Annotated in this window: 20 protein-coding genes; 2 read left to right on the plus strand and 18 right to left on the minus strand. The window is 43.1% G+C overall.

Annotation, left to right across the window (positions count from 1 at the left end; genetic code table 11):
- Window positions 1-89: 89 nt before the first annotated feature.
- The 5 genes from KHS38_RS03060 to KHS38_RS03080 are packed head-to-tail and all read right to left on the minus strand — an operon-like array spanning window position 90 to window position 4,847.
- A complete protein-coding gene (locus KHS38_RS03060; protein ID WP_213486945.1) occupies window positions 90-422 on the minus strand; it encodes a 2Fe-2S iron-sulfur cluster-binding protein in 333 nt (110 codons plus the stop codon).
- A gap of 19 nt (window positions 423-441) precedes the next feature.
- A complete protein-coding gene (locus KHS38_RS03065) occupies window positions 442-1,224 on the minus strand; it encodes a Rossmann-like and DUF2520 domain-containing protein (protein ID WP_213486946.1) in 783 nt (260 codons plus the stop codon).
- 2 nt (window positions 1,225-1,226) lie between these two features.
- Complete coding sequence (locus KHS38_RS03070) at window positions 1,227-1,916, minus strand: phytanoyl-CoA dioxygenase family protein (RefSeq protein WP_249665260.1); 690 nt, start codon at window positions 1,914-1,916, stop codon at window positions 1,227-1,229.
- A 38-nt stretch (window positions 1,917-1,954) separates the two neighbouring features.
- Window positions 1,955-4,420, minus strand: coding sequence for a cytochrome c biogenesis protein CcsA (gene ccsA / locus KHS38_RS03075; protein ID WP_213486948.1), 2,466 nt, complete (start codon window positions 4,418-4,420; stop codon window positions 1,955-1,957).
- A 16-nt stretch (window positions 4,421-4,436) separates the two neighbouring features.
- Window positions 4,437-4,847 (minus strand): cytochrome c maturation protein CcmE domain-containing protein, encoded by a 411-nt coding sequence (locus tag KHS38_RS03080; RefSeq protein WP_213486950.1) that lies wholly within the window; start codon window positions 4,845-4,847, stop codon window positions 4,437-4,439.
- A 189-nt stretch (window positions 4,848-5,036) separates the two neighbouring features.
- Here KHS38_RS03080 and KHS38_RS03085 point away from each other — a divergent pair, with 189 nt between their 5' ends.
- Window positions 5,037-5,585: a TIGR02594 family protein gene (locus tag KHS38_RS03085; RefSeq protein WP_213486952.1), complete on the plus strand. Its 549-nt coding sequence runs from the start codon at window positions 5,037-5,039 to the stop codon at window positions 5,583-5,585.
- A 131-nt stretch (window positions 5,586-5,716) separates the two neighbouring features.
- Here the strand turns inward: KHS38_RS03085 and KHS38_RS03090 are convergent, their stop codons facing one another.
- The 13 genes from KHS38_RS03090 to KHS38_RS03150 all read right to left on the minus strand — a co-directional run bounded on the left by KHS38_RS03090 (window position 5,717) and on the right by KHS38_RS03150 (window position 19,859).
- Window positions 5,717-7,150, minus strand: a complete 1,434-nt coding sequence (locus KHS38_RS03090) for a Glu/Leu/Phe/Val family dehydrogenase (protein ID WP_213486954.1) — start codon at window positions 7,148-7,150, stop codon at window positions 5,717-5,719.
- 93 nt (window positions 7,151-7,243) lie between these two features.
- Entirely contained in the window at window positions 7,244-7,444 is a 201-nt protein-coding gene (locus tag KHS38_RS03095; RefSeq protein ID WP_213486956.1) for a CcmD family protein, read from the minus strand.
- 8 nt (window positions 7,445-7,452) lie between these two features.
- Window positions 7,453-8,124, minus strand: a complete 672-nt coding sequence (gene ccsA, locus KHS38_RS03100; RefSeq protein ID WP_249665321.1) for a cytochrome c biogenesis protein CcsA — start codon at window positions 8,122-8,124, stop codon at window positions 7,453-7,455.
- Between the two features lie 180 nt (window positions 8,125-8,304).
- Window positions 8,305-9,492, minus strand: a complete 1,188-nt coding sequence (locus tag KHS38_RS03105; protein ID WP_213486959.1) for a carboxypeptidase-like regulatory domain-containing protein — start codon at window positions 9,490-9,492, stop codon at window positions 8,305-8,307.
- Window positions 9,493-9,540: 48 nt separating this feature from the next.
- Window positions 9,541-10,224 (minus strand): heme exporter protein CcmB, encoded by a 684-nt coding sequence (locus KHS38_RS03110; protein WP_213486960.1) that lies wholly within the window; start codon window positions 10,222-10,224, stop codon window positions 9,541-9,543.
- Window positions 10,225-10,311: 87 nt separating this feature from the next.
- Window positions 10,312-12,249, minus strand: coding sequence for a hybrid sensor histidine kinase/response regulator (locus KHS38_RS03115; protein WP_213486962.1), 1,938 nt, complete (start codon window positions 12,247-12,249; stop codon window positions 10,312-10,314).
- Window positions 12,250-12,280: 31 nt separating this feature from the next.
- Complete coding sequence (locus KHS38_RS03120; RefSeq protein ID WP_213486965.1) at window positions 12,281-12,868, minus strand: chemotaxis protein CheB; 588 nt, start codon at window positions 12,866-12,868, stop codon at window positions 12,281-12,283.
- The gene (locus KHS38_RS03125; protein WP_213486967.1) at window positions 12,858-13,691 is read right to left on the minus strand and encodes a CheR family methyltransferase; all 834 of its coding nucleotides are present in this window, start codon (window positions 13,689-13,691) and stop codon (window positions 12,858-12,860) included. The genes KHS38_RS03120 and KHS38_RS03125 overlap by 11 nt, the downstream gene beginning before the upstream one ends.
- Window positions 13,692-13,695: 4 nt before the next feature.
- Window positions 13,696-17,160, minus strand: coding sequence for a response regulator (locus KHS38_RS03130; protein WP_213486969.1), 3,465 nt, complete (start codon window positions 17,158-17,160; stop codon window positions 13,696-13,698).
- 320 nt (window positions 17,161-17,480) lie between these two features.
- Window positions 17,481-17,891 carry a hypothetical protein gene (locus tag KHS38_RS03135; protein WP_213486971.1) on the minus strand — a complete coding sequence of 137 codons (411 nt, stop codon included), beginning with the start codon at window positions 17,889-17,891 and terminating at the stop codon, window positions 17,481-17,483.
- 8 nt (window positions 17,892-17,899) lie between these two features.
- A complete protein-coding gene (gldC, locus tag KHS38_RS03140; protein ID WP_213486973.1) occupies window positions 17,900-18,229 on the minus strand; it encodes a gliding motility protein GldC in 330 nt (109 codons plus the stop codon).
- 13 nt (window positions 18,230-18,242) lie between these two features.
- A complete protein-coding gene (locus KHS38_RS03145; protein WP_213486975.1) occupies window positions 18,243-18,512 on the minus strand; it encodes a hypothetical protein in 270 nt (89 codons plus the stop codon).
- 3 nt (window positions 18,513-18,515) lie between these two features.
- Entirely contained in the window at window positions 18,516-19,859 is a 1,344-nt protein-coding gene (locus KHS38_RS03150) for a DEAD/DEAH box helicase (RefSeq protein ID WP_213486977.1), read from the minus strand.
- 153 nt (window positions 19,860-20,012) lie between these two features.
- On the opposite strand from KHS38_RS03150, the gene KHS38_RS03155 reads away from it, so the two are divergent.
- The gene (locus KHS38_RS03155) at window positions 20,013-21,347 is read left to right on the plus strand and encodes a dihydroorotase (protein ID WP_213486979.1); all 1,335 of its coding nucleotides are present in this window, start codon (window positions 20,013-20,015) and stop codon (window positions 21,345-21,347) included.
- Window positions 21,348-21,350 lie beyond the last annotated feature (3 nt).

Raw genomic sequence — 21,350 nt, forward strand, 5'->3', positions numbered from 1 at the left:
TTGTTGTGAGTAATTGGTTGCATGTACTTACAAAGCGGCGTTTAATGATACTGCTTAAGTCTACTTCACAACCAACATATATCTTGCTATTAGTGTCCTAAAAATTGAGATTGATCGGGCAAGGTTACTTCAATGTCGCCGTCAATAATTACGCACTGGCATCCCAGGCGAGAGTTAATGCGCGGGTTAACAGCACGATCAATAAAGTCTTCTTCTTTATCTGATATTTCCTGAATATGATCCATGCCTTTAGTAACATAGATATGGCAGGTACTGCAACCGCATACGCCGCCACAGTTGTGTTGTAACTCGATACCGTTTTCCAGGCACACATCCAATACCGATTCGCCTTCGGCAATCGGTAACTCTACCGGCTCATGGCCTGCCTCCTCAAAGCTTATTTTAACTTTAAAAATGTCCATTTTGGCAAAAGTAACAAAATTACTCAAAGCTATGTCCGTCTGCTCCCATTTTGATGATTGCCTGACTTAACATTTCATACAACTGCACTAACGCCGTGTTGTTACCTAATAACGCCAGGTGGGCGTCCATAGTTTTTACATCATTGCGAATAGCCGGACCGGTTTGTACCGCTTGTGGTAATTGTTCTTGTACTTTCTCCGCGGTCTCCATTATCAACGGGCGCACCAAATCAAAATCTAAGTTATGTTGTGCCAGTAACTGTTGGGCTACATAGTACAAATAATTGGGGAAGTTGCAGGCAAAAACGGCCGACAGGTGTAATACCTTACGCTGATCGGAACTTACATGAAAAACCTTATCACTGATGCTTTGAGCCAACTCGATAAGTTGTTCGGTGATTTCAGCATTTGCACCCTCAATACATAAAGGCACATTTTTGAAATCCACTTCCTTTGCTTTGCTGAATGTTTGAAGCGGGTAAAATACGCCGGCTTGCGCTGTATATTTTAAAATTGTTTGCAACGGTGTTGCACCAGAGGTATGCACTATCAATTTTTTACGTATTGCTAACTCGGCTGCTACACTTTCAATCGCATCATCTTTTATGCTGATAATAAAAATGTCAGCATCATCAGTTATTTGCTGTAAATTATTAATTGCTTCGGCTTCAACTTGCTTAGCCAGCAGTTCTGCATTATGGTGATTCAGGCTATATACTTGCTTTATCTGATGACCTGCTTGTTTGAAAGCTGTAGCCAAATGCGTAGCTACATTGCCAGAGCCAATGAAGATGATTTTCATACTCAGTTCAATTGATTAAGTTCCGACCATTGTAACCCTTCAGGTAACTCTGCTTTGCTAAATTCAATATGTATTACTCGCCGGCGCTTATTGCCGGTGGTACGGTTTGAAGCATGTAAAAGCAATGGGCGCATAATCATAATGCCGCCTTTCGGAACTGTACAAATATCTTCTGTCTCGTGGCTCCAGTCAATCGTCTCGGGGCGGTAAATACCTTTAGCATGCGAGCCGGGGATTACTTTCAGAGCACCATTCGTTTCGTCAGTATCATCTAAATGGATCCGGACTGTGAAGTTTTGCTGTAATATAGATAAGGGAGGTTGCACGGCAAACTGGTTTTGCTTCACAGTCCACGGACCAAAGCCAGGCTGCTCCACCCGCCTATCTACAGATATAGTCAAATCTTGATGGTAAGAGACAAACCAATTCGATTTTTCGGGCTTATCGAAGTAGATTGATTTGACTAAAAAATAGCCATTACCAAAAAGCTGGTTGATAATATTTTGCAGCTTTTTAGTTAATGCCATCGCTTTTGCATCCGGTACTTCTTTTAAAAACTGGCGAATGGCAAATAAGTCGTCCGTTTTGCGGAACGTTGCTTTCGAAGTATCAACAGCTTCAATAGTACTTATGATTGCATCAACCTCTGCAAACGAAAAAACGTCATGAATAACGGTGTATCCGTTATTCATGACGTTTTGTTTATGCGAAACTAAATCGGTCATTGTTCTTAAACCACTTTCAGTTCTTTATTCCTTCTAAAGATTGACATCAGGAAGCCAATCACCATGATGATAGTACCTGCCCAGAAGAAATTGATATAAGGAAACTCAATAGCGCGCATTACAATGTATGGTTTGCGGCTTTCAGGTTGCTGATACAAGGTTATCTCAAACTTATTGTTTTGCGGAATGATCTTAGTAAAGCGTACTTTTAAACCAATATCATCTACCTTCTTAGCGAAGTCATATGCATTGCCATCTTTAATCATAAACACTGGCTCTGCGCTATAGTTGCGCCCATGTGATACAATTTGCAATGTTGCACCCAGCATTACATCGTTCTTACCCATTGGGATGTTTTGCACTTTAGGCGAACGGTTAAGTCCGCTTAATACAATATAACCCTCGCGGAAACGGATGGTATCGCCCAGGCTTGCTTCCTGCACAATTGGCGGATCATATTTCTTTGCGTCCTCAGCCGGGTTATGCTGCTCATCACCGCCCATAGCATCCGCTTCTTGCATCTCATCCTTTATAGGTGCAGCCGATACGTGGGTATACAAGTCATGGAACAGGTAGTGCTTGGTATCCGGAGATGAAACCAGCCCCATTTTGGCATTGGCCTGAGAGTTCGGTTTTAAAATAAAGCTTTCGGTAAGCTTACCCGCCTCATCAAACTTTTGATACTGCACTTTAAAGTAATGATTTGGCGCAACAATAGAGTCGCCTATGTAGGTTACTTTATAACCGCCCATATCAACAGGCTGGTATTTATAAAGCATAATGTTTTCTTTTACATCGGCTACTTTATCAAATCCTTGCACCTCAATAACGCCGGTACTGTTGTTTGATACGACTTTGCTGGTACCAGCAGCAATTAAAGCACCCACCAGTAACAAACCAAAGCCAATGTGCGCTACGGCAGATCCGGCCAGCTTGAATTTGCCTTTAAATGCATCGGCCAGTACTTTGGCATTGGCAACAACGCCATATATAGCACCGAACATGGCCAGCGTAAACACAAATTTCAGTTTATACACGCCTGTTACATAAACAACCAGTGCGGTAAGCAAAGCCGAGAAAAGCAAGTATACACCTGTAGTAATGAAGAAACGGGTGGTATCGGTTTTTTTATATTTCAAGAACTGCGTAAAGCCTAAGAACAGGGTAACCACAAAGGCAAAGCCAGCCTGAAAAACATTATACAACTGTATTGGATTGGTTGGCGGTGCAATATGCGTTTTAAACATAGCATTCCAAACCGGGATAGAGGTTACTACTACCAATTGCAGGCATGACAAGCCCAAAAATGCCGAGCCTACAAACATCCAGAATTCACGTGAGTAAGTTTCTTCTTCTTTTCTAGTAACAGGTAATTCTTTGCGGCGCCATACTAATAATGTAATGGTGATAATAAGGAAAATCACTACATCAAACACCAAGTGCCAGAACATACCTAAATCGGTAAAAGCATGCACTGATGTTTCGCCTAAAATACCACTACGGGTAAGGAACGAAGCATACAATACCAGCACAAAACTGAACAGCGTTAAAAAGGTAGCTGTAAAATAAGAATGACCTGTGTTTTTAAACACGATAAGTACGTGTACTGCAGCAACCAATACCAGCCATGGAATCACCGAAGCATTTTCAACCGGGTCCCAGTTCCAGAAACCGCCAAAGTTAAGCGACTCATAAGCCCAGAAAGACCCCATGATAATACCGGTACCCAGTACCATAATGGCGAACAAGCCGTATGATATAGCTGGTGCTACCCACTCGGTATAACGTTTTTGCCACAAGCCGGCTACGGCATAAGCAAACGGAATAATCATGGATGCAAAACCCAGGAACAGCGTTGGCGGGTGGATAACCATCCAGTAATTTTGCAGCAATGGATTTAAGCCGTTACCATCTTTGATGTATTGCAAATAATCCGGGCGGCTAAAGATTGGCGCTTGCAAGGCCTCGCGAAGTAAAATGAACGGCGAGCTACCTACACGTTCGCCAAAGATTACCACACCTAAAAGCATGGATGATATCAGCGTTTGCGATAGCATAACCACCGTCATTACCGGGTTTTCCCACGAGCGGGCTTTCCAAACCAATACGTTACCTAATACCGCTTGCCAGAAAGTCCAAAGCCAAAAACTTCCTTCCTGACCTTCCCAGTAGCTGGAAATGATATAGTAAACCGGCAGCTTGCGCGATGAGTGCGCCCAGGCATAATGATATTCAAATAGCGTATTGTAAATAATATAGAAAAGGCAGCAGCCAATACCTACAACCGAAATAGTATTGATGTAAAAACCAATACGGCCCAGCCTTTGCCAGGATTTATCGAGCTTATTGGTTTGTGTAGTTGCAAAAAAGTAACTGATGGTTGAAAGCAGTGCTGTACCGAACGAAAGTATGACAAATAACTGCCCTAAGTGCCCCGGTAAAAGGTGCTCCCCTTTAAAAACTGTATCCATTAAAAAACTATTATTGTTATAAGCTGGCTTGCTTAGCGTTAGCCTCGGTGACTTCTACTTTATCTTCGGTGTATTTTGATGGACATTTCATCAAAATTTTTGATGCATGAAATTCATTGCCACGCATTGCACCGGTTAAAACAATCTGCTCAGAGCGTTCAAAGTCTTGCGGTTTGGTACCGGTAAATACCACTTTACACTCCTCGCCTTTGTTATCTTTCATGTAAAAAGAAAAGTAGTTGGCATCTTTAGTAGCATCATAATACAGGGGCTTCTGCTTGTTTAAATGGCCTACAATATGCAGTTCCGACTGCGTTTTTTCCGCATCCTTAAACGAACCGTAAGTACTTGAATTAGAATATGTACTAATGATAACGGCTATAGCAACAGCTATAACGATAATACCTAAAATAGCGCTTTTTTTCATGAAGTTCTACGTGCTGTAAATCAGCATACAAAAATACAAAACGTAGCGCTAAATAGATTTATTACAACGTTTATATATTATTTAGAATTATTCTTGATAATATTTTAAAACAAGCCGCCTACAATTATACTTAATCTGATATACAGATCATTAAATCCGATCATCTTCCATAACCATAGAACCAAGATTATGGCGAACAACAAACTACCCGGCAAATACGAATGGCTTGCAAAAGAAACAGGCCCAAAAATACTGCTCGAAGCACTAAAGCATTACGGCGTATTGGAAAAGCCGGGAAAAGGCAGCAACTCTACCATCATGACCTGGGCTAAAGAAGTAGGCGTATCAGGCTGGTATACGGATGATGATATACCTTGGTGTGGCCTTTTTGTAGGCATTTGCGCCAGGCGTATCGGGTACCCGCAACCCAGTGCCGAGTTATTGGCAGCCGCCAGTTGGGCGCACTGGGGTACGCCGGTATCAAAGGGCAATGAATGCCTGGCCGATGTATTGGTGTTTATCCGGCCGGGCGGCGGGCATGTGGGCTTTTATGTTGGCGAAAACCAGGACAATTTTTTAGTATACGGCGGCAATCAATCAAACGCCGTAGGCTTCGCCTGGATTGCCAAGACCCGCATGGTTGCCTGCCGCAGAACGCCCTGGAAAATTGCGCAACCATCCAATGTCCGGAAAGTACATTTAACGTTTGACGGCAAACTATCCACTAATGAGGCGTGATTAAAAGAATTAGAAGTTAAGTCAGGATTATACAATCGTAACTTAGAAACGCAAAAGCCCTTACTCGATAACAAGTAAGGGCTTTAATTTAAATCTCAACTTCTGATATTAAAGTCTTGATTTTTAATTTATCACGGCCAAACACCTAAGTTTTGGTAGCTAACAGCAATTTTATTGATAGCACCCACAAATGCAGCAGTACGCAAGGTGTCGATGCCTGGCGTGTTCACATAGGTTTGACGTATTTCGTGGTAAGAACGGATCATGGTATCTTCCAAACCGGAATTTACCAGTTCCAGCTCTGATGCTCCTTTGATAATGGTTGAACGCTGTTGCGGCGTTAACGCCACACCGGTAATACCTTCTACCATATTTACCAGATTCAGGTTTGAGTTTTCTTCAAAACGACGGTTCATGCGGCCAAAGGATACGTGCGACAGGTTTTTTAACCACTCAAAATAAGATACGGTTACACCACCGGCGTTAGCATACATATCCGGAACGATGATGCCACCCATTTCGTAGAAAATAGCTTCAGCTTCTGGCGTAGTTGGTCCGTTAGCACCCTCTACAATGATTTTAGCTTGCAGATTACGCACATTTTCAACAGTGATTTGGTTTTCAAGCGCTGCCGGTACCAAAATATCACAAGGCTGCTCTAAACCTTCTGATGAACGTTCAAAGTTTTGCGCTCCAGGGAAATTTAAAATAGAGCCAGTTGATTTACGGTGCTGAAATACAGCCTCTACATCTAAACCTTCGGCATTATAAATAGCACCTTCGTATTCGCACAGGCCAACAATTACAGCGCCAAACTCAGCTAAAAATTTAGCTGAATAATAACCTACGTTACCTAAGCCCTGTACAATAACGCGTTTGCCAGCCAAACCCGGCATTAAGCCTAAACGCTGCATGTCCTCACCGATGTTTACACATTCGCGGGCTGCAATGGCCACACCACGACCAGTAGCCTCACGGCGACCGGCAATACCATGCAAGGCAATTGGCTTACCGGTTACGCAACCCAAAGCATCGCCTTGGCCCGGATTCATGGTGGCATAAGTATCAGCAATCCAGCTCATCTCGCGCTCGCCTGATCCATAATCAGGTGCAGGCACGTCAATGCTGGGGCCTAAAAAATTCTTTTTTGTTAACTCTACCGTATAACGGCGGGTTATATTTTCCAGTTCTTGTACAGTATAGTTTTTCGGCGTGATTTTGATACCACCCTTAGCACCGCCAAAAGGAACATTAACAATGGCACATTTGTAAGTCATTAAGGCGGCCAACGCCATTACTTCATCCTCATTAACCATTTCGCTGTAACGAATACCGCCCTTGGTTGGCGACTGGTGATGCGAGTGCTCCACCCGCCAGGCATCAATTACTTCAAAACCATTGCCTTTACGTATCGGGAAGCGGAAGCGGTAAACGCTGTTACATGATTTGATTTGATCGAGCAAACCGGCATCATGCTTGGTGAATTGCGCTGCATGGTCAAAGTTTTTACACACATCGGCAAAAAAATGTGTCTCCTGACTATCAGTGGCTACTATGTGATCCATAATTATGTATATAAGTATATAATTGGTAAAATTGAGTTTATGTTTTAGTAAACAACGGCTTAATCAATAAGTTGGATTTCCCTGTACCGATTATCAGTCCTCGCGTTCAACCTTTTTAAGGCGGCGATCTATCGAAAACAAATACACTGCTAAACCTGCAAACACGATAGCAATGGTTCCAATAACCACATAGATTTTACCCGAGCTGCGTAACTGATCGGCCATGTCAACCGGTTGAGCATGTACGCAAACAAAACAGAACAGCAATAAGGCTAAACTAACAAGCTTCTTCATTATCTAAATTACAGGGAAAGTTTTTTGTTTTCGATTAAACGGATACGGTAGCGTAAAGTTGCTATCCAGATGGCGATAAATATCCACCCGATACAAGCCGGATAAAATACGGCTCGCATGGTATTATCCATGTCGTACTTACCAAATGCAGGATTACCGCCGTTACCCGGGTGTAAGGAATCCGTCATGCGTGGCAGAATGAACAGCAATACCACCATTACCGGGAAGGCAAAAATATTGTAGATGGCAGATATACGTGCGCGTTTTTGTTCCTCGTCAATAGAGTTGCGTAATACCAAATAAGCGCAGTACAATAAAAAGGCAATAGCCGCACTGTTTTGTTTTGGATCATTGCTCCAGAACTCGCCCCAGGTAAATCGCGCCCAAAGCATACCGCTCAGCAAGCCTAATATATAAAATACCACACCCGTATTTACACACTCAATGGCTACCAGATCATCCTGCTCTTTGCCGCTGCTCAGATATTTAATGCTATAAACTACGGATATACCGAATACGACAAACATAGCCATCCACATAGGTACGTGGAAGTATACGTTGCGTATGGTTTCGTGCAGAATAGGCAATACAGGTACGGGAAGTAGTAAGCCCGCAATTATTGTATAAAATATCAGCAATACTGCTGCAATTTTCCACCAGGACTGATATATAAATTTCATCATAAATTGAACGCGCAAAAGTAATACAAATTACAGCAAACCGCTATGCTTAGCAAGCATTTTATGATTATGCTAACGCTAAGATGCACTGGTTAAAATAGATAAAGTAATAGTGCTTTCAGATTGCTATAGCTTTAATGAATAAACATAACGATTGAAACCGCTATTGTGTAGACTTGATCATTTTACCTCGTTCGGATCGTAATCAACAGGTAGCAGCTCGGCAATCTTGTTTTTAGACCATGTACCCTCAAACAGCGTGCTCTGCCCTGAGATTACGATACCGTTCCTGTCAAACAAAGCATAGGGCTTGTATAATGTAATTACGCTGGTTTCATAATTTGGCATATCGAGCGGGCGGTAGATATCCTTAAACTCCATCTCCTCCCGCTTTTTGGTGTATATCACATACAAATAATTAGGGAAAGTAATAGCAAATAGGCCGGGCTCGTCCGTTCTGCGTACAACATCCGGCACACCCAATGGCTGCCTTTCCAAATCTTCGATATACCTGGATTGGTTAGCCTGGTTTGCCCAGTAATTCATGGAATCGCGGTTGATGTTACGAAAGTAATTTAGCTTTGTGCGTATTACTTCTTCATTGGCCCGCTTCGGGTTGGGCTTGCGCAGCAAACGCATCATCATGAAACTATCATCACTAAAACGGCCACTAATTAATGACCGGAAGAAGTGCATGCTCGATCCATAGTAAATATTCTGCCGCCTTTGCTCCCACAGCTTTTTTTGTGCCGCCGAACCATGCAATTCCTGATACAAGATCTTTCCTTCCCAGGAAATAATGTTGCTAATGCCATCTACCCGGAATGATTTAAGCAGAAATTTTATCTGGTAGCCTAATGCTTTGTTCTCGATGTTAATGAAGTCGTAAGAGGAGGCTTCCAGCAGGTCTTTGCTTTTGCGGTAGATGACGTTAACATCATGTGGATTCAGGATTTTACACTGTTTGGCATTGGCCGAGCTGCCTAAAAAGCTTTTTACAAACATTTCGTAATTACGCTTCCAGTTGGCACCGTCGGTAATTACCACGTCGTGCAGTTCGGTTACGCGGGGCATCATTTCGGCAGTGATGGTTAAGGGCTGGGCGCCTACCAAAATATTTTGCTGAAAGTCTTCGAACCCAACAGAGGTCACGACCAGCTCATACTGGCCCGGCTTTACACCGGTTAATGTAAAGGTACCATCTTCGCGGGTAGTGGTGCCAAACGTAGCGTTACTTAAAAATACGCTGGCCCCGGCCATAGGTGTTTTGGTATTCAAACGTACCACTTTACCGGTTATGGTGCCGGTTTGCGCCCACGCCGTTACCGTAAACAGCAGGGTAAATAAGAGCACTATTTGAAAGCGCATTCTAAAGTATTGATAAGAAAGACTTATATAATTTTAATGCCATTACAATTAATCACGCCACAGGTATGGAAAAAGCAGCAGCGATACACCGATAACCATTATATTAATGGTAGCCAATATACCAAAGTTACCATAAGTAAAGCTGCGATCTACCCCGTCCATAGCACTTTTACTTACTTTAACCAGCAGCAGTATAACCGGAATAATGACAGGAAAACTAAGTATAGCCATTAAGGTACCGCCATTACCTGCCTTTGCAGCTATGGCCGATACCATAGTAAATGTTGTTGCAAACGTAACACTGCCAACCAGCACGGATAAAAAATAAAACCATGCATCCCCTACCGTATTGTTAAAGAACAGCACATATACAATAAGGGCCAGCACGCTTAGCAAAGTCATAAGCAGTGCATTATATATTGTTTTGGATAGAATGACGGCTTGCGGACTGGCTATGGTATAATAATAAAGCAGACGACTACGGCTCTCCTGCAAAAAGCTCTTGGCTATTGCGTTAACGGCCGCAAACAGGATGATGATCCAGAATAAGACATTCCAAACCACGGGATAACTGTTACTGGTATTAAACCCGGGCGACAGGTTAAAGGATATATAGCAAACAAACACGGTGGAAACAATGTAGAGCAATACCCCGTTGAAGGCATATTTAGAACGCCATTCGAGCAATATTTCTTTTTTAAGCAGGTAGCCGGTTTGGCGCAAAATATCCATCAAGGCAAATATAGGAAATATTAAATTCGGCTGGCAAAGGGCAAGACAACGACCAAAGTAACAGCAACAAGCCTGCTGTTATAAACCTCAGGCTTGTTCTATATTCAGCAAACGCTGTATTTTTTCATGCAGTTCGTAAGGCTGGAATGGCTTGGCCAATACATCATTCATACCAGCAGATAATGCCTGCTGTTGTTCGTGATCAAAACTTGCCGCTGACAGGGAAATAATCGGCACGCTCCTTTTCGGCTCTTCAAAATCCAGGCGGATACATTTTGCGGCTTGGTAACCATTCATCTCGGGCATGTGCGTATCCATCAGTATAAGATCATAATTATGATTCTGCAGTTTCTCGATGGCCTTACGCCCGTTATCTACAACATCAAAAGCTACATCCCAATCTTTTAATATTTTGGACAGCATAAATTGGTTTACCAAATTATCCTCCGCCACCAAAACTTTTATATCGCCGAAAGGCTCCAGCTTGGATACCAAACGATCTGCATTTCTTTTCTCTTGCTGTGGCGCATCTACCAGGGTGTACCAGTTGGTAAAGTTGAATGTGCTGCCATTGCCTAACTGGCTGCTTACCGTTAGCTCGCCGCCTTTCAATTCAATCAGTTTTTTTACAATAGCCAAGCCCAAACCGGTACCTCCATACTTAGCACTGGTATCATCTTCGGCCTGCTCGAACGAATCGAATATCATGGACAAACGGTCTGCTGGAATACCAATACCGCTATCGGCCACACTAAATTTGAGCTTTACGGTATTGTTTAACTTTTGCATTACCGAAAGCTGCAGCCGTACAAAACCGCGGTCCGTGAACTTGATAGCATTGCTGAGCAAGTTCATCAGTATCTGGTTTAAGCGCAACGAATCAAACAGGATATGCACCGGCACATCGGGGGCAATATCCATAATAAGTTCAATGTTCTTTTCGTCGGCTTTGTATTTCAACAGATCATAAACAGCCTTAACTGTTTTGTGGATATTATTTGGCGCTCGGACGATACTGAATTTACCAGCTTCAATTTTTGATATATCCAGTACGTCATTAATAACACCTAATAATGATTGCGATGAAACTTCCAGCAAATCCACAACGTTTGCCTGCTGGCTATCCAAATCTGTTTTGCGTAATATATTGGTTAAGCCAATAATACCGTTTACCGGCGTGCGCAACTCATGGCTCATGTTAGCCAAAAAACTCTCCTTTACCTTTTTTGCATATTCGGCCGCTTCTTTTGATTTGATCAATTGCGCCTGAAAGCTCTTTTGAGGTGAGATATCACTAATGTTGATGAACAACGTTTTGTTACGATACGTAAACCGGCATTCTACCCAGATGGTTCTCTTATCAAAGGTTTCGAACTGGTATTCGGCAACTGCGAACTTCAGGTTGTTGTTGGCAATTTCAGATAGCTTTTTGCGGAACGCTGTGCGGTCGCCATCAATGGCCAAATCTACGATGCTGCTATCCACAACCTCGTCGGGCTTGTAGCCCAGTATTTTTTCAACAGCAGGATTTATAGATTGTATGCGCAGGGTTTGTGCGTCAACCGTTGTTATGATGTCAGCAGAATTTTTAACTACGATAGCATAGTTCTGCAGGTCTTCATTCTTTTCTTTTATTTCTCTTTGCGTGCGGGCCAGTTGTATAAAGGCATCCACTTTAGCTGAGGTAATAAACGGATCGAGCGGCTTGTATAGGTAATCAACAGCGCCTGCCCCAAACCCCTTTACAGCGTATTTTGACTCTTTAGAAATAGCAGTAACAAATATGATGAGAATATCTTTTGTACGCGGATTGGTTTTCAGCATTTCTGCTAATTCAAAACCATCAATACCAGGCATTTGCACATCAATCAGGGCAATGCTTATATTGTTTTCCCACGCAATACGCAGGGCATCATTTGGAGAAGTTGTGGACAAGATTTGAATATCGTTGCGCTTAAGCAAAGCTTCAAGTGCAATGATGTTTTCCTCCCTGTCGTCAACTATTAGAATATTCAAGGCATCCATACTGTGACGGCTAAAATTAAATAAAATAGCGTTAGGTACGCAATAAATCAAAAATCTCTTCCGTACCCAATACGTAATCTGCTGCATTAAGTTGTATAGCAGCATTAGGCATTTCGGGCATTTCTGCATCGCCGGGATGCTGTGCAATTGTTAATGCGCCTTGCTTGCGCAATTGCAGCAACCCTTCTGCACCATCCTGGTTTGCTCCGGAAAAGAGAATAGCCGTACAGTTTTCCCGGAATACATCGGCAGCGCTCTGAAAAGTAACATCAATTGATGGCTTGGAATACCACACAGCTTCAGAAACATCCAAGCTAAACTGCTTTTCGTTTTCTATCAGTGTATGATAGTTGGCGGGCGCAATGTATATCGCGTTGGCTTTAATTTCGTCCTTATCGCTTATTTCGCGCAGGTACATACGACTGTTTTCAGAAAACAGTTTTTCGATTTCACTAAAAAAATTCTTTTTGCGGTGAATTACAATGATAACCGTTTTTTCGAAGTCAGGCTTAAAACTTTTTACGGCACGAAAAAGCAGCTTAAATGAACCGGCCGAGCCAGCCATCAGCAGCACCTTCGAGTGATGCCAGCGTTCGATTATATCTGCATTAAGCGCCAATTTTTTGGTATATATTTTCCTTTGAACTGATTACCTTAAACCGCTTGCGGAACGAGTCTGACCGGATGGCTTCTTTACTGCCAAGGCACAGGAAACCCAACGGGCATAAGCTCCGGTAAAATAAATCCAGAATTTTTTCCTGCAATTCAGAATCAAAATAGATGAACACATTGCGGCAGCTAATCAACTGGAATTCGTTAAATACACTGTCGGAAATTAAATTATGTACCGAGAACAGTGTATTTTGCCGAAGCTCTGCATGTATGGTTGCCGCATCATACAACATGGTAAAGTGGTCGGTAATGGTGCCTGGCAATCCGGAGTACTGATAATTTTCGGCATACGACTTTATTTTACGCAAGCTGTAAATACCGCGTTTGGCTTCCCTCAGCACTTCCGTATTTACATCAGTTCCGTAAATGAACGATTTTTTACGCAAACCTGCTTCTTGTAAAAGAATAGCCAGCGAGTACACTTCCTCACCTGTTGAGCACCCGGCGCTCCATATTTTGATATGCTGAAAGGTAGACAGGTAAGGTAACACCTGCTGGTTAAGGGCCTTATAAAAAAGCGGATCCCGGAACATCTCGGTTACGTTGACCGTAATCTCTTCCAAAAAATACTGAAAAAAATCAGGTTCGTTAACCAGCATATATTTCAGGTCAACAAAGTTCAGCTTTTTGAGCTGCATTACCCTTGCCAGCCTGCGTTTAAACGAAGCTTTAGAATAACCCGAAAAATCAAATCCATGGATTTTTTTTATCAGATTAATCAATTCATCTAATTGTACTACCGTTATACCTTCTGCTTCAATACCATTCATGCTATTAGTTCTCCAACCACAACTGCATTAAGGCGATTAAGCGGTCCATGTCTATAGGCTTTGTGATATAATCGTTAGCTCCCGCTGCCAAACATTTCTCGCGATCTTCTTTCATCGCTTTAGCTGTTAAGGCAATTACAGGCAACTTAGCCCATTTGTTTTGCTTACGTATTTGGCGGGTAGCCTCGTAACCATCCATTTTAGGCATCATTATATCCATCAGCACAATATCAATACCTTCAGTAGCTTCGAGCTTGTCAAGCGCTTCATCGCCGTCATTTGCAATTTCAACCTGCAAATCGTATCCCTGCAAGGCGCTGCTCAATGCGAAAATATTACGCATATCGTCATCTACAATAAGCACTTTCTTACCCTTCAGCATTTCTTTCCCTTTACTTTGCGGCATTGGCTTAGGCGCTGCTACCGGCACAGTTGCAGATTGAACCGGTGCAGGCATACCACTGATTTTGTGCAGGAACAGGTTTACCTCATCAATCAATCTGTCGGCAGATTTGGTTGATTTCATTACCATGGCGTTGGCATATTGCATCAGGCGGTTAACCGATGTTTTATCCAGCTCCATAGCCGTGTTTACAATAACAGGCAATTCTGCAAATCGATCAATGGCCTTTACCTTATCCAGCAAATCAAGCCCGGATATATCAGGCAAATTTAGATCCAAGATTACGCATTGGTAATCATTCTCATGCAGCATTCTGAATGCCTCATCGCCGGTAAAGGCCTGGTCAACTGCTATTCCCTGCTTTTGCATCAGGTCTTTCAAGGCCTGGCTTTGGGCTTCATGATCCTCAACCAACAGTATCTGCTTAAACTTTACACCGCTTTGCTTCATCATGTCAGTAAACAGCTTATCCAGCGTTTCAGTGTTAATAGGTTTTTTCATGAAACTGATTGCACCTTCACGACGCAGCTTGCTGGCTGCAGCCTCACCTGCCGACATCATGTGAACTGGAATATGTGCAGTTTCAGCATCCTGCTTCAGTTCTTTCAATATCTGCCAGCCATCCTTGCCAGGCAGCATAATGTCCAAAATTACGGCATCAGGCTGGTTTTCTTTAATCGCATCAACAGCGGTGGTACCATCATGCACCATTACAGCCTGGTAGCCATGGTCATGAGCGTAATCTTGTAGGATATCTGCAAAGTTGCGGTCATCCTCTACAATCACTACCAATGGTTCCTGCCTTCCCGGGCGGGTAGGTTTTACTTCAGCAGCCGGCTGCAGGAAGTTGTTTGCCGGTGCAAATGATTCTACTGTTGGCAGCACAGGCTCATCTTTTGTGTCGGTGCTTACCGCTTGTGCCACAAGCGGAATGGTAAGGATAAATTCGCTGCCCTGGCCCAGTTCACTCTTCAGCGTAATTTCGCCACCCAGTAAATGTGCCAGCTCTCGGCTAATGGATAAGCCCAAGCCGGTACCACCGTATTTACGGCTGGTAGACCCATCGGCTTGCTGGAATGCCTCAAAGATAACGCGCTGCTTTTCAGGAGCGATACCAATACCTGAGTCTTTTATGCTGAAGCTGATGGTATCTTGTCTTAAACCCGGTTTAGCACTAACAGATATAGCTCCACCCTCTGGCGTAAACTTAAACGCGTTTGAAAGCATGTTTTTGATCACCTGCTCAACACGTTGCTTATCGGTAAAGATATATTCAGGTACACCAATGGCCGAGTTAGTGAAGTTGATGCCCTTATTGCGTGCCACCTCGCCAAACAGCATATCCATATCGCGAAGTATCTCGGCTACGCCGATATCTTCATTCTGGATTTCCAGCTTGCCTGATTCAATTTTTGATAAGTCGAGTATATCATTGATGAGCGTAAGCAGATCATTACCTGCATTGAAAATTACGCTGGCATATTTAATCTGGTCTTCGCTCAGGTTATCAGTTTTGTTGTCTTTAAGTATACGAGCCAGTACCAGGATGCTGTTAAGTGGGGTACGCAGCTCGTGACTCATGTTGGCCAAAAACTCGGATTTATACTTACCGGTAGTTTCCAGTTCGTTTACTTTCAGGTCGATAGCATGACGTGCTTCCTCAATAGCCTGGTTCTTTTCTTCCAGCAAGCTGGCTTTTTCTTCAAGCTCGGCATTGATAGTACGCAGTTCTTCCTGCTGTACACGCAGCTCTTCTTCTGATGCCTGCAGCATTTCGGTTTTGTTGAGCAACTCCTCGTTAGTTACCCGCATTTCTTCTTGCTGCGCTTCCAGTTCCTCGGCCTGTTGCTGTACCTCTTCCAGCAAATCGTGCATAATGGTACGGGCTTGTGCTGTATTTACAGCTATGCCAATATCATCAGCCGCCGCCAGAATGTAATCATGATCGCGTTCCTGCAGTTTATCCTGGAAAGCTATTTCCATAACGCCCATCAGCTTTTTATCAAAGAAGAAGGGTACAATCAGGATTTCCGCAAGCTCATGGCTTACAATCGAAGTTTCCAATTGCAGCTTATCATTCAGTTTACCTTTAATAGTAGCTGCTTTCTCGTCACGTGCTACCTGGCCCAGCCACCCTTCTGATAATTTGATTTTATTTTTAACTGTGCCTAAATCGTGAAATGCATAGTAAGAGTACAAATCAAGCACTTCCGCTTCCGGATCAAACAGGTACAACGTACCGGTAAGGGCGTTTGTGTATTGACATACCTCGGCAAGCACATTGGCAGTAAGCTCTTTTTCGCTTTGCTGCCCCTGCATTTTCTCGTTCAGGTTACCTATACCTGTTAGCAGCCAGTTTTTGTTCTCGTTTTCACTTAAAACCTTTTCAAGGTCAATATTGGCTTGCTTAATTTCCTCTTCTATGCGTTTTTGTTGTGTAAATGTTTTTTGTATGTAAACAAACAGTACAATAATAATAATCAGAAAAATAGCCGAACCGATAACGATAGTTGCAATGGTTGTGCTTGCTGCCTGTTGCGTACGGGCCTGGCCGGCCTTAACAGACTGGTTCTCTACAGAATTGATGCGAGCAAGTACTACCCGTATCCTATCCATTACAGCCTTGCCATTCAATATCATGTTATGCTGAACCATATAATCCAGACCCAACTGTGCGCGCTGTTCGATATTGTTTTTCAATATCTGCAATTGGCTATCACTTAAAGCCGAAAGGTCGGTTACATTATTTTGCTGAACAGGATCATTAGCAGTCAAATCCTCCAAATGGCGCAAAGCCTGGCCAACTTTAGGAACGGCACGGTTGTAGGGCTCTAAAAATTTATCTTTGTTGGTAGCTACATAACCCCGCATACCCGTTTCGGCATCAATCAGGTTTTGCAGCACATCACGCGATAGCTGAATAATCTGCTGGCTATGCTCTACTTCTTTTTGGTTATTTTGAAGTTGATTGATGCTTTGGTAAGACAAAATGCCTACGGCAAAAACCAGTACAATAGATAAGGCAAAGCCTAATAGAACCTGGTTACGGAATGATAATTTAAGCATGTTAACGGGTAGAAACTTTATTCGCTCACGCTATGCTGTGAAAGCGTAATACTACAAGAACCAAAACTAATAAATATATCGTTATATTGAAAACTAACAGGGTATTCCGGTAAGTTTTAAACACACGTTATACGAAACAAATAGCTGCGAGAATAGTGACAATTATCTAGCAGGTTGCTTAGCTCTATGCCTGTTTTGGTTCAGGATAAAGGAAGTAATTGTCTTATATAAGGCATTGCAAGCCGCCCCATTGAATGGGCAGCCTGCAGTTATGTTAGTTTGTGTAGAAAAAATCATAATATAAAGGCTTTACAAAACCTTTATACGTTTGTATCGGTAATCTGTTTTTTTGGAGTTGAAAATACGCTTACCAGCGGACCGGCAAAAAGCAGATACCATCCCCATTTAAACTTAATTAACTTGGTCAAAGAACCAGCCAGCCCTTTAAAAGGTATAAAACTAAAAGAACTGTTCACCTTCATAATGGCAGCGATATATACCAGTACCACCAATACAAATGACAGCCAGGCTGCTATGCGAGCTACCGGATATTGTTTGAGTACGATACCAACTACACCTACTATGGCTATCAGCAATACTACCATCCCGTAAGGCTTATTCAGGTCGTATAAATCCCAGTTCATGAGGCCAAAAGGGCGCAGCAGCGGGCACCAGGTGGCTGCTATAAGCAGCACAAACCCGGCAAAACAAATGAAAGCTTTAGGTTGCATAAAATATTTTAACGGGTAATTTCCATTTTTTCGGCAAAATGGGCGCAGTAGTCGCGCAAGTCTTCCACAATGTTCTTTTCGCCGGTGGCGCGTAAAAAGCTATCACCCATAGTTTGCAGCGTCTCAAAAAAGAATTTCTTCATCTCATCAACCGGCATATCTTTTGTCCACAGGTCAATACGCAGGGTGTTTTTATAGTTATGATCCCATAGCGCCAGCATGAAAGATTTCACAGGCAGGGCTTCTTGTGTTTTAGAGTCGGTTGATTCCCAGGTAATGTTTTGCGGTACGTTATTATCGTCCAAATCAACTATCAGTTTTATTTCGGCTCTTTTCATTTTATCTGTTTAATTACTTTACTAATAAATATATAATACCGGTGATGGCCAGGAAACTAAACTCCACGGTCCACAGTGTTTTTTTCTGAGGAAAGAAATTGCGAAAAATACCATCTAACAGAAAAGTAGATAGCGCAAAAAACAGGAATATGATCGCAATCGTCCCTGTCCAGTTGGCCAGTTCGCGCCCTGTTATGGCTATGGGTTTATAAATCCAGGTGATGAGTGCCAGCACAACAAAAAATAAAGCGGCAAAGTTTAACGGCGTTACTCTAAGTTTCATGAATTACTTTTTTCGGATGGATTTACCGCGGGTAGTTTTAGGCTTGCCATATTTTGCTGCCAGCTTTTGACTATGGCCCACAGGTTTCTTTTTCTCGGCCCGCTCTTTTTTCTCGTGAAAAGCACCTTTAAAATCGGGATCTTCCCGGCGTTTCTGCATGTCAATTTCACGTGCCTGCTCCTGCCGCTCTTCGTACGGCGTTGCTTCAACAAAAACCTCGGTCGGCAGCTCCTTTAACGGTATATATTGGCGAATCAGCTTCTCAATCTTTTCGATATAATACTCTTCTGCCGGGTTGCAGAAAGTAATGGCAACACCTGTATTGAATGCCCTGCCTGTACGACCGATACGGTGTACATAATCCTCGATCACGATAGGCACGTCAAAATTAATAACGTGGCTCACATCACTCACATCCAGACCGCGCGCGGCCACATCAGTAGCCACCAAAATCTTCACTTCATCATTCTTAAACGCATTGATGGAGTTGATGCGGGTATTTTGCCCTTTGTTTGCATGCAGTACCTTTACCTGATTTTCGTCGTATTTACGCACCAAAAACTTGTAAACATCTTCGGCAGCAAAACGCGTTTTACAGAATATGATCAGCTTGGTAATATCTTCCGATTTATCCAGCAGATTTTTAAGCAAGTTGATTTTTGTCTTGATATTCGGTACGTGATATAAATTTTGTGTAACCGTTTGCGCCGGCGTAGCCTGTGGTGTAACTTCAATTACAGTCGGGAATTCCAGGAAGTTGCCCGATAGTAGCTGTACCTTATCAGACATGGTAGCCGAGAAAAGCAGGTTCTGGCGTTTGCGCGGAACAACCTCCAGTATGCGGTTAATCTGCGGCATAAAGCCCATATCCATCATCTTATCCGCCTCATCCAATACCAAAACCTGTAGTGGTTTGGGATGAATATGACCAGCCAGATAAATATCCAAAAAGCGGCCCGGCGTAGCTACAATAATATCTACACCTTTTTGTATAATTTCAATTTGCGTTTTGGGGCCTAAACCGCCGTAAAGTGTTACAACCCGCAGGTCGGTATAAATAGCAAAACTTTTAATGTTCTCTTCTATTTGCAATGCCAGTTCGCGTGTAGGGGCTAAAATCAAAGCCCGTGCATCGTCACCCTGTGCATACTTTAGCTTCATAAGTATGGGTAACACGTAGGCAGCGGTTTTACCGGTACCTGTTTGGGCAATGCCCATTACATCCTGCCCGTTTAGAATAGGCGGTATCGCTTTTTGCTGTATCAGCGTAGCTTCCGTGTAACCGGCGTCGGCAATCGCATTCAATATTTGCCGGTTAAACTTAAAATCATCAAAGGGTACTGCCATAGGCGGCAAAGATACGTTTTAGTTGGGAGTTATAGAAGCCATGACCCGGTAGCTAAGCTGGCTTTCAATAACCTGCCTGTCAAATTTTAAGCAGAAAATACTTTTTTCATCTTAATTCTTGATTGTTGATTAAGGGCTATAATTTTACACGCTATGGCATCCATCCTTATTAAATCAGCAACCATTGTAAACGAAAACCGGCAGTTTACCGGTGATGTATTGATTAAAGACGGCATTATTGACCGGATTGACACTAGCATCAATACCAATGCCGATCAGGAAATAAACGCCGAAGGCTTGCACTTGCTGCCGGGCTGTATTGACGACCAGGTACATTTTCGTGAACCCGGCTTAACGCATAAAGCCGAAATTTATACAGAATCAAGAGCAGCCGTTGCCGGCGGGATCACTTCCTTTATGGAAATGCCCAATACGGTTCCTAATACATTAACCCAGCAACTTTTAGCTGATAAATATGCCATAGGCGCGCAACGCTCGTTAGCCAACTACTCTTTTTTCATGGGCGCATCAAACGATAACCTCGACGAGGTATTGCGTACGGATATCAGGAACGTTTGCGGTATTAAAGTGTTCATGGGATCATCAACAGGTAACATGCTGGTGGATAACCCGCGTACGCTCGAAAACCTGTTCTCACAATCGCCCATGCTAATTGCCACGCATTGTGAGGACGAGCAGACGATACAAAATAACCTGGCTCATTATAAAGATTTGCTGGGTGATGCCATTACGATTGATTACCACCCAAAAATTCGTACTGAAGAAGCCTGCTACCTGTCATCATCCATGGCGGTTGAACTGGCCAAAAAGCATGGTGCCCGTTTGCATATCCTGCATATCTCAACAGCGAAAGAAACTGCGCTTTTCGATAATAATATCCCATTAAAGGATAAAAAGATTACGGCCGAAGCCTGCGTACATCACCTGTGGTTTACGGATGCTGATTATGCTACTAAAGGCAACCTTATTAAATGGAACCCGGCAGTAAAATCTGCGCACGACCGCGACGGTATACTGCAAGCCGTATTGGATGGCCGCATTGATGTAATTGCTACCGACCATGCACCTCACACCACCGATGAAAAAGCGCAACCTTACTTACAGGCCCCATCGGGTGGCCCCTTGGTGCAGCATGCCCTGCCTGCTTTGCTGGAACTGTACCATCAGCAGAAAATGACCATGGAGCAGATTGCCGAAAAAATGGCACACAATGTGGCTACCTGTTTCCAGATAGAAAAACGCGGCTTTGTACGCGAGGGCTACTGGGCCGACCTGGTGCTGGTAAACCTAAACCAACCCTGGCAAGTTGCAAAGCCTAACGTTTTATATAAGTGCGGTTGGAGCCCGTTTGAGGGCACTACTTTCCATTCGGCTATTACCCATACCATTGTATCGGGCCATTTGGCTTATGAGCAAGGCACGTTCAATGAGCAGCAATTGGGCAAGCGCTTAACTTTTGAGCGATAGATA

It is taken from the genome of Mucilaginibacter sp. Bleaf8, from assembly GCF_018390515.1.
Classification (GTDB): Bacteria; Bacteroidota; Bacteroidia; order Sphingobacteriales; family Sphingobacteriaceae; genus Mucilaginibacter.

Excerpts from the sequence above, each read along its gene's own strand:
- KHS38_RS03090 (WP_213486954.1), bottom strand. The coding sequence starts at position 7,150 with ATGGATCACATAGTAGCCACTGATAGTCAGGAGACACATTTTTTTGCC.
- KHS38_RS03070 (WP_249665260.1), bottom strand. The coding sequence starts at position 1,916 with ATGAATAACGGATACACCGTTATTCATGACGTTTTTTCGTTTGCAGAG.
- KHS38_RS03095 (WP_213486956.1), bottom strand. The coding sequence starts at position 7,444 with ATGAAGAAGCTTGTTAGTTTAGCCTTATTGCTGTTCTGTTTTGTTTGC.
- KHS38_RS03125 (WP_213486967.1), bottom strand. The coding sequence starts at position 13,691 with ATGAATGGTATTGAAGCAGAAGGTATAACGGTAGTACAATTAGATGAA.
- KHS38_RS03065 (WP_213486946.1), bottom strand. The coding sequence starts at position 1,224 with ATGAAAATCATCTTCATTGGCTCTGGCAATGTAGCTACGCATTTGGCT.
- KHS38_RS03085 (WP_213486952.1), top strand. The coding sequence starts at position 5,037 with ATGGCGAACAACAAACTACCCGGCAAATACGAATGGCTTGCAAAAGAA.
- KHS38_RS03135 (WP_213486971.1), bottom strand. The coding sequence starts at position 17,891 with ATGCAACCTAAAGCTTTCATTTGTTTTGCCGGGTTTGTGCTGCTTATA.
- KHS38_RS03155 (WP_213486979.1), top strand. The coding sequence starts at position 20,013 with ATGGCATCCATCCTTATTAAATCAGCAACCATTGTAAACGAAAACCGG.
- ccsA (WP_249665321.1), bottom strand. The coding sequence starts at position 8,124 with ATGAAATTTATATATCAGTCCTGGTGGAAAATTGCAGCAGTATTGCTG.
- KHS38_RS03105 (WP_213486959.1), bottom strand. The coding sequence starts at position 9,492 with ATGCGCTTTCAAATAGTGCTCTTATTTACCCTGCTGTTTACGGTAACG.
- gldC (WP_213486973.1), bottom strand. The coding sequence starts at position 18,229 with ATGAAAAGAGCCGAAATAAAACTGATAGTTGATTTGGACGATAATAAC.
- KHS38_RS03060 (WP_213486945.1), bottom strand. The coding sequence starts at position 422 with ATGGACATTTTTAAAGTTAAAATAAGCTTTGAGGAGGCAGGCCATGAG.
- KHS38_RS03145 (WP_213486975.1), bottom strand. The coding sequence starts at position 18,512 with ATGAAACTTAGAGTAACGCCGTTAAACTTTGCCGCTTTATTTTTTGTT.
- KHS38_RS03115 (WP_213486962.1), bottom strand. The coding sequence starts at position 12,249 with ATGGATGCCTTGAATATTCTAATAGTTGACGACAGGGAGGAAAACATC.
- KHS38_RS03080 (WP_213486950.1), bottom strand. The coding sequence starts at position 4,847 with ATGAAAAAAAGCGCTATTTTAGGTATTATCGTTATAGCTGTTGCTATA.
- ccsA (WP_213486948.1), bottom strand. The coding sequence starts at position 4,420 with ATGGATACAGTTTTTAAAGGGGAGCACCTTTTACCGGGGCACTTAGGG.
- KHS38_RS03130 (WP_213486969.1), bottom strand. The coding sequence starts at position 17,160 with ATGCTTAAATTATCATTCCGTAACCAGGTTCTATTAGGCTTTGCCTTA.
- KHS38_RS03110 (WP_213486960.1), bottom strand. The coding sequence starts at position 10,224 with ATGGATATTTTGCGCCAAACCGGCTACCTGCTTAAAAAAGAAATATTG.
- KHS38_RS03150 (WP_213486977.1), bottom strand. The coding sequence starts at position 19,859 with ATGGCAGTACCCTTTGATGATTTTAAGTTTAACCGGCAAATATTGAAT.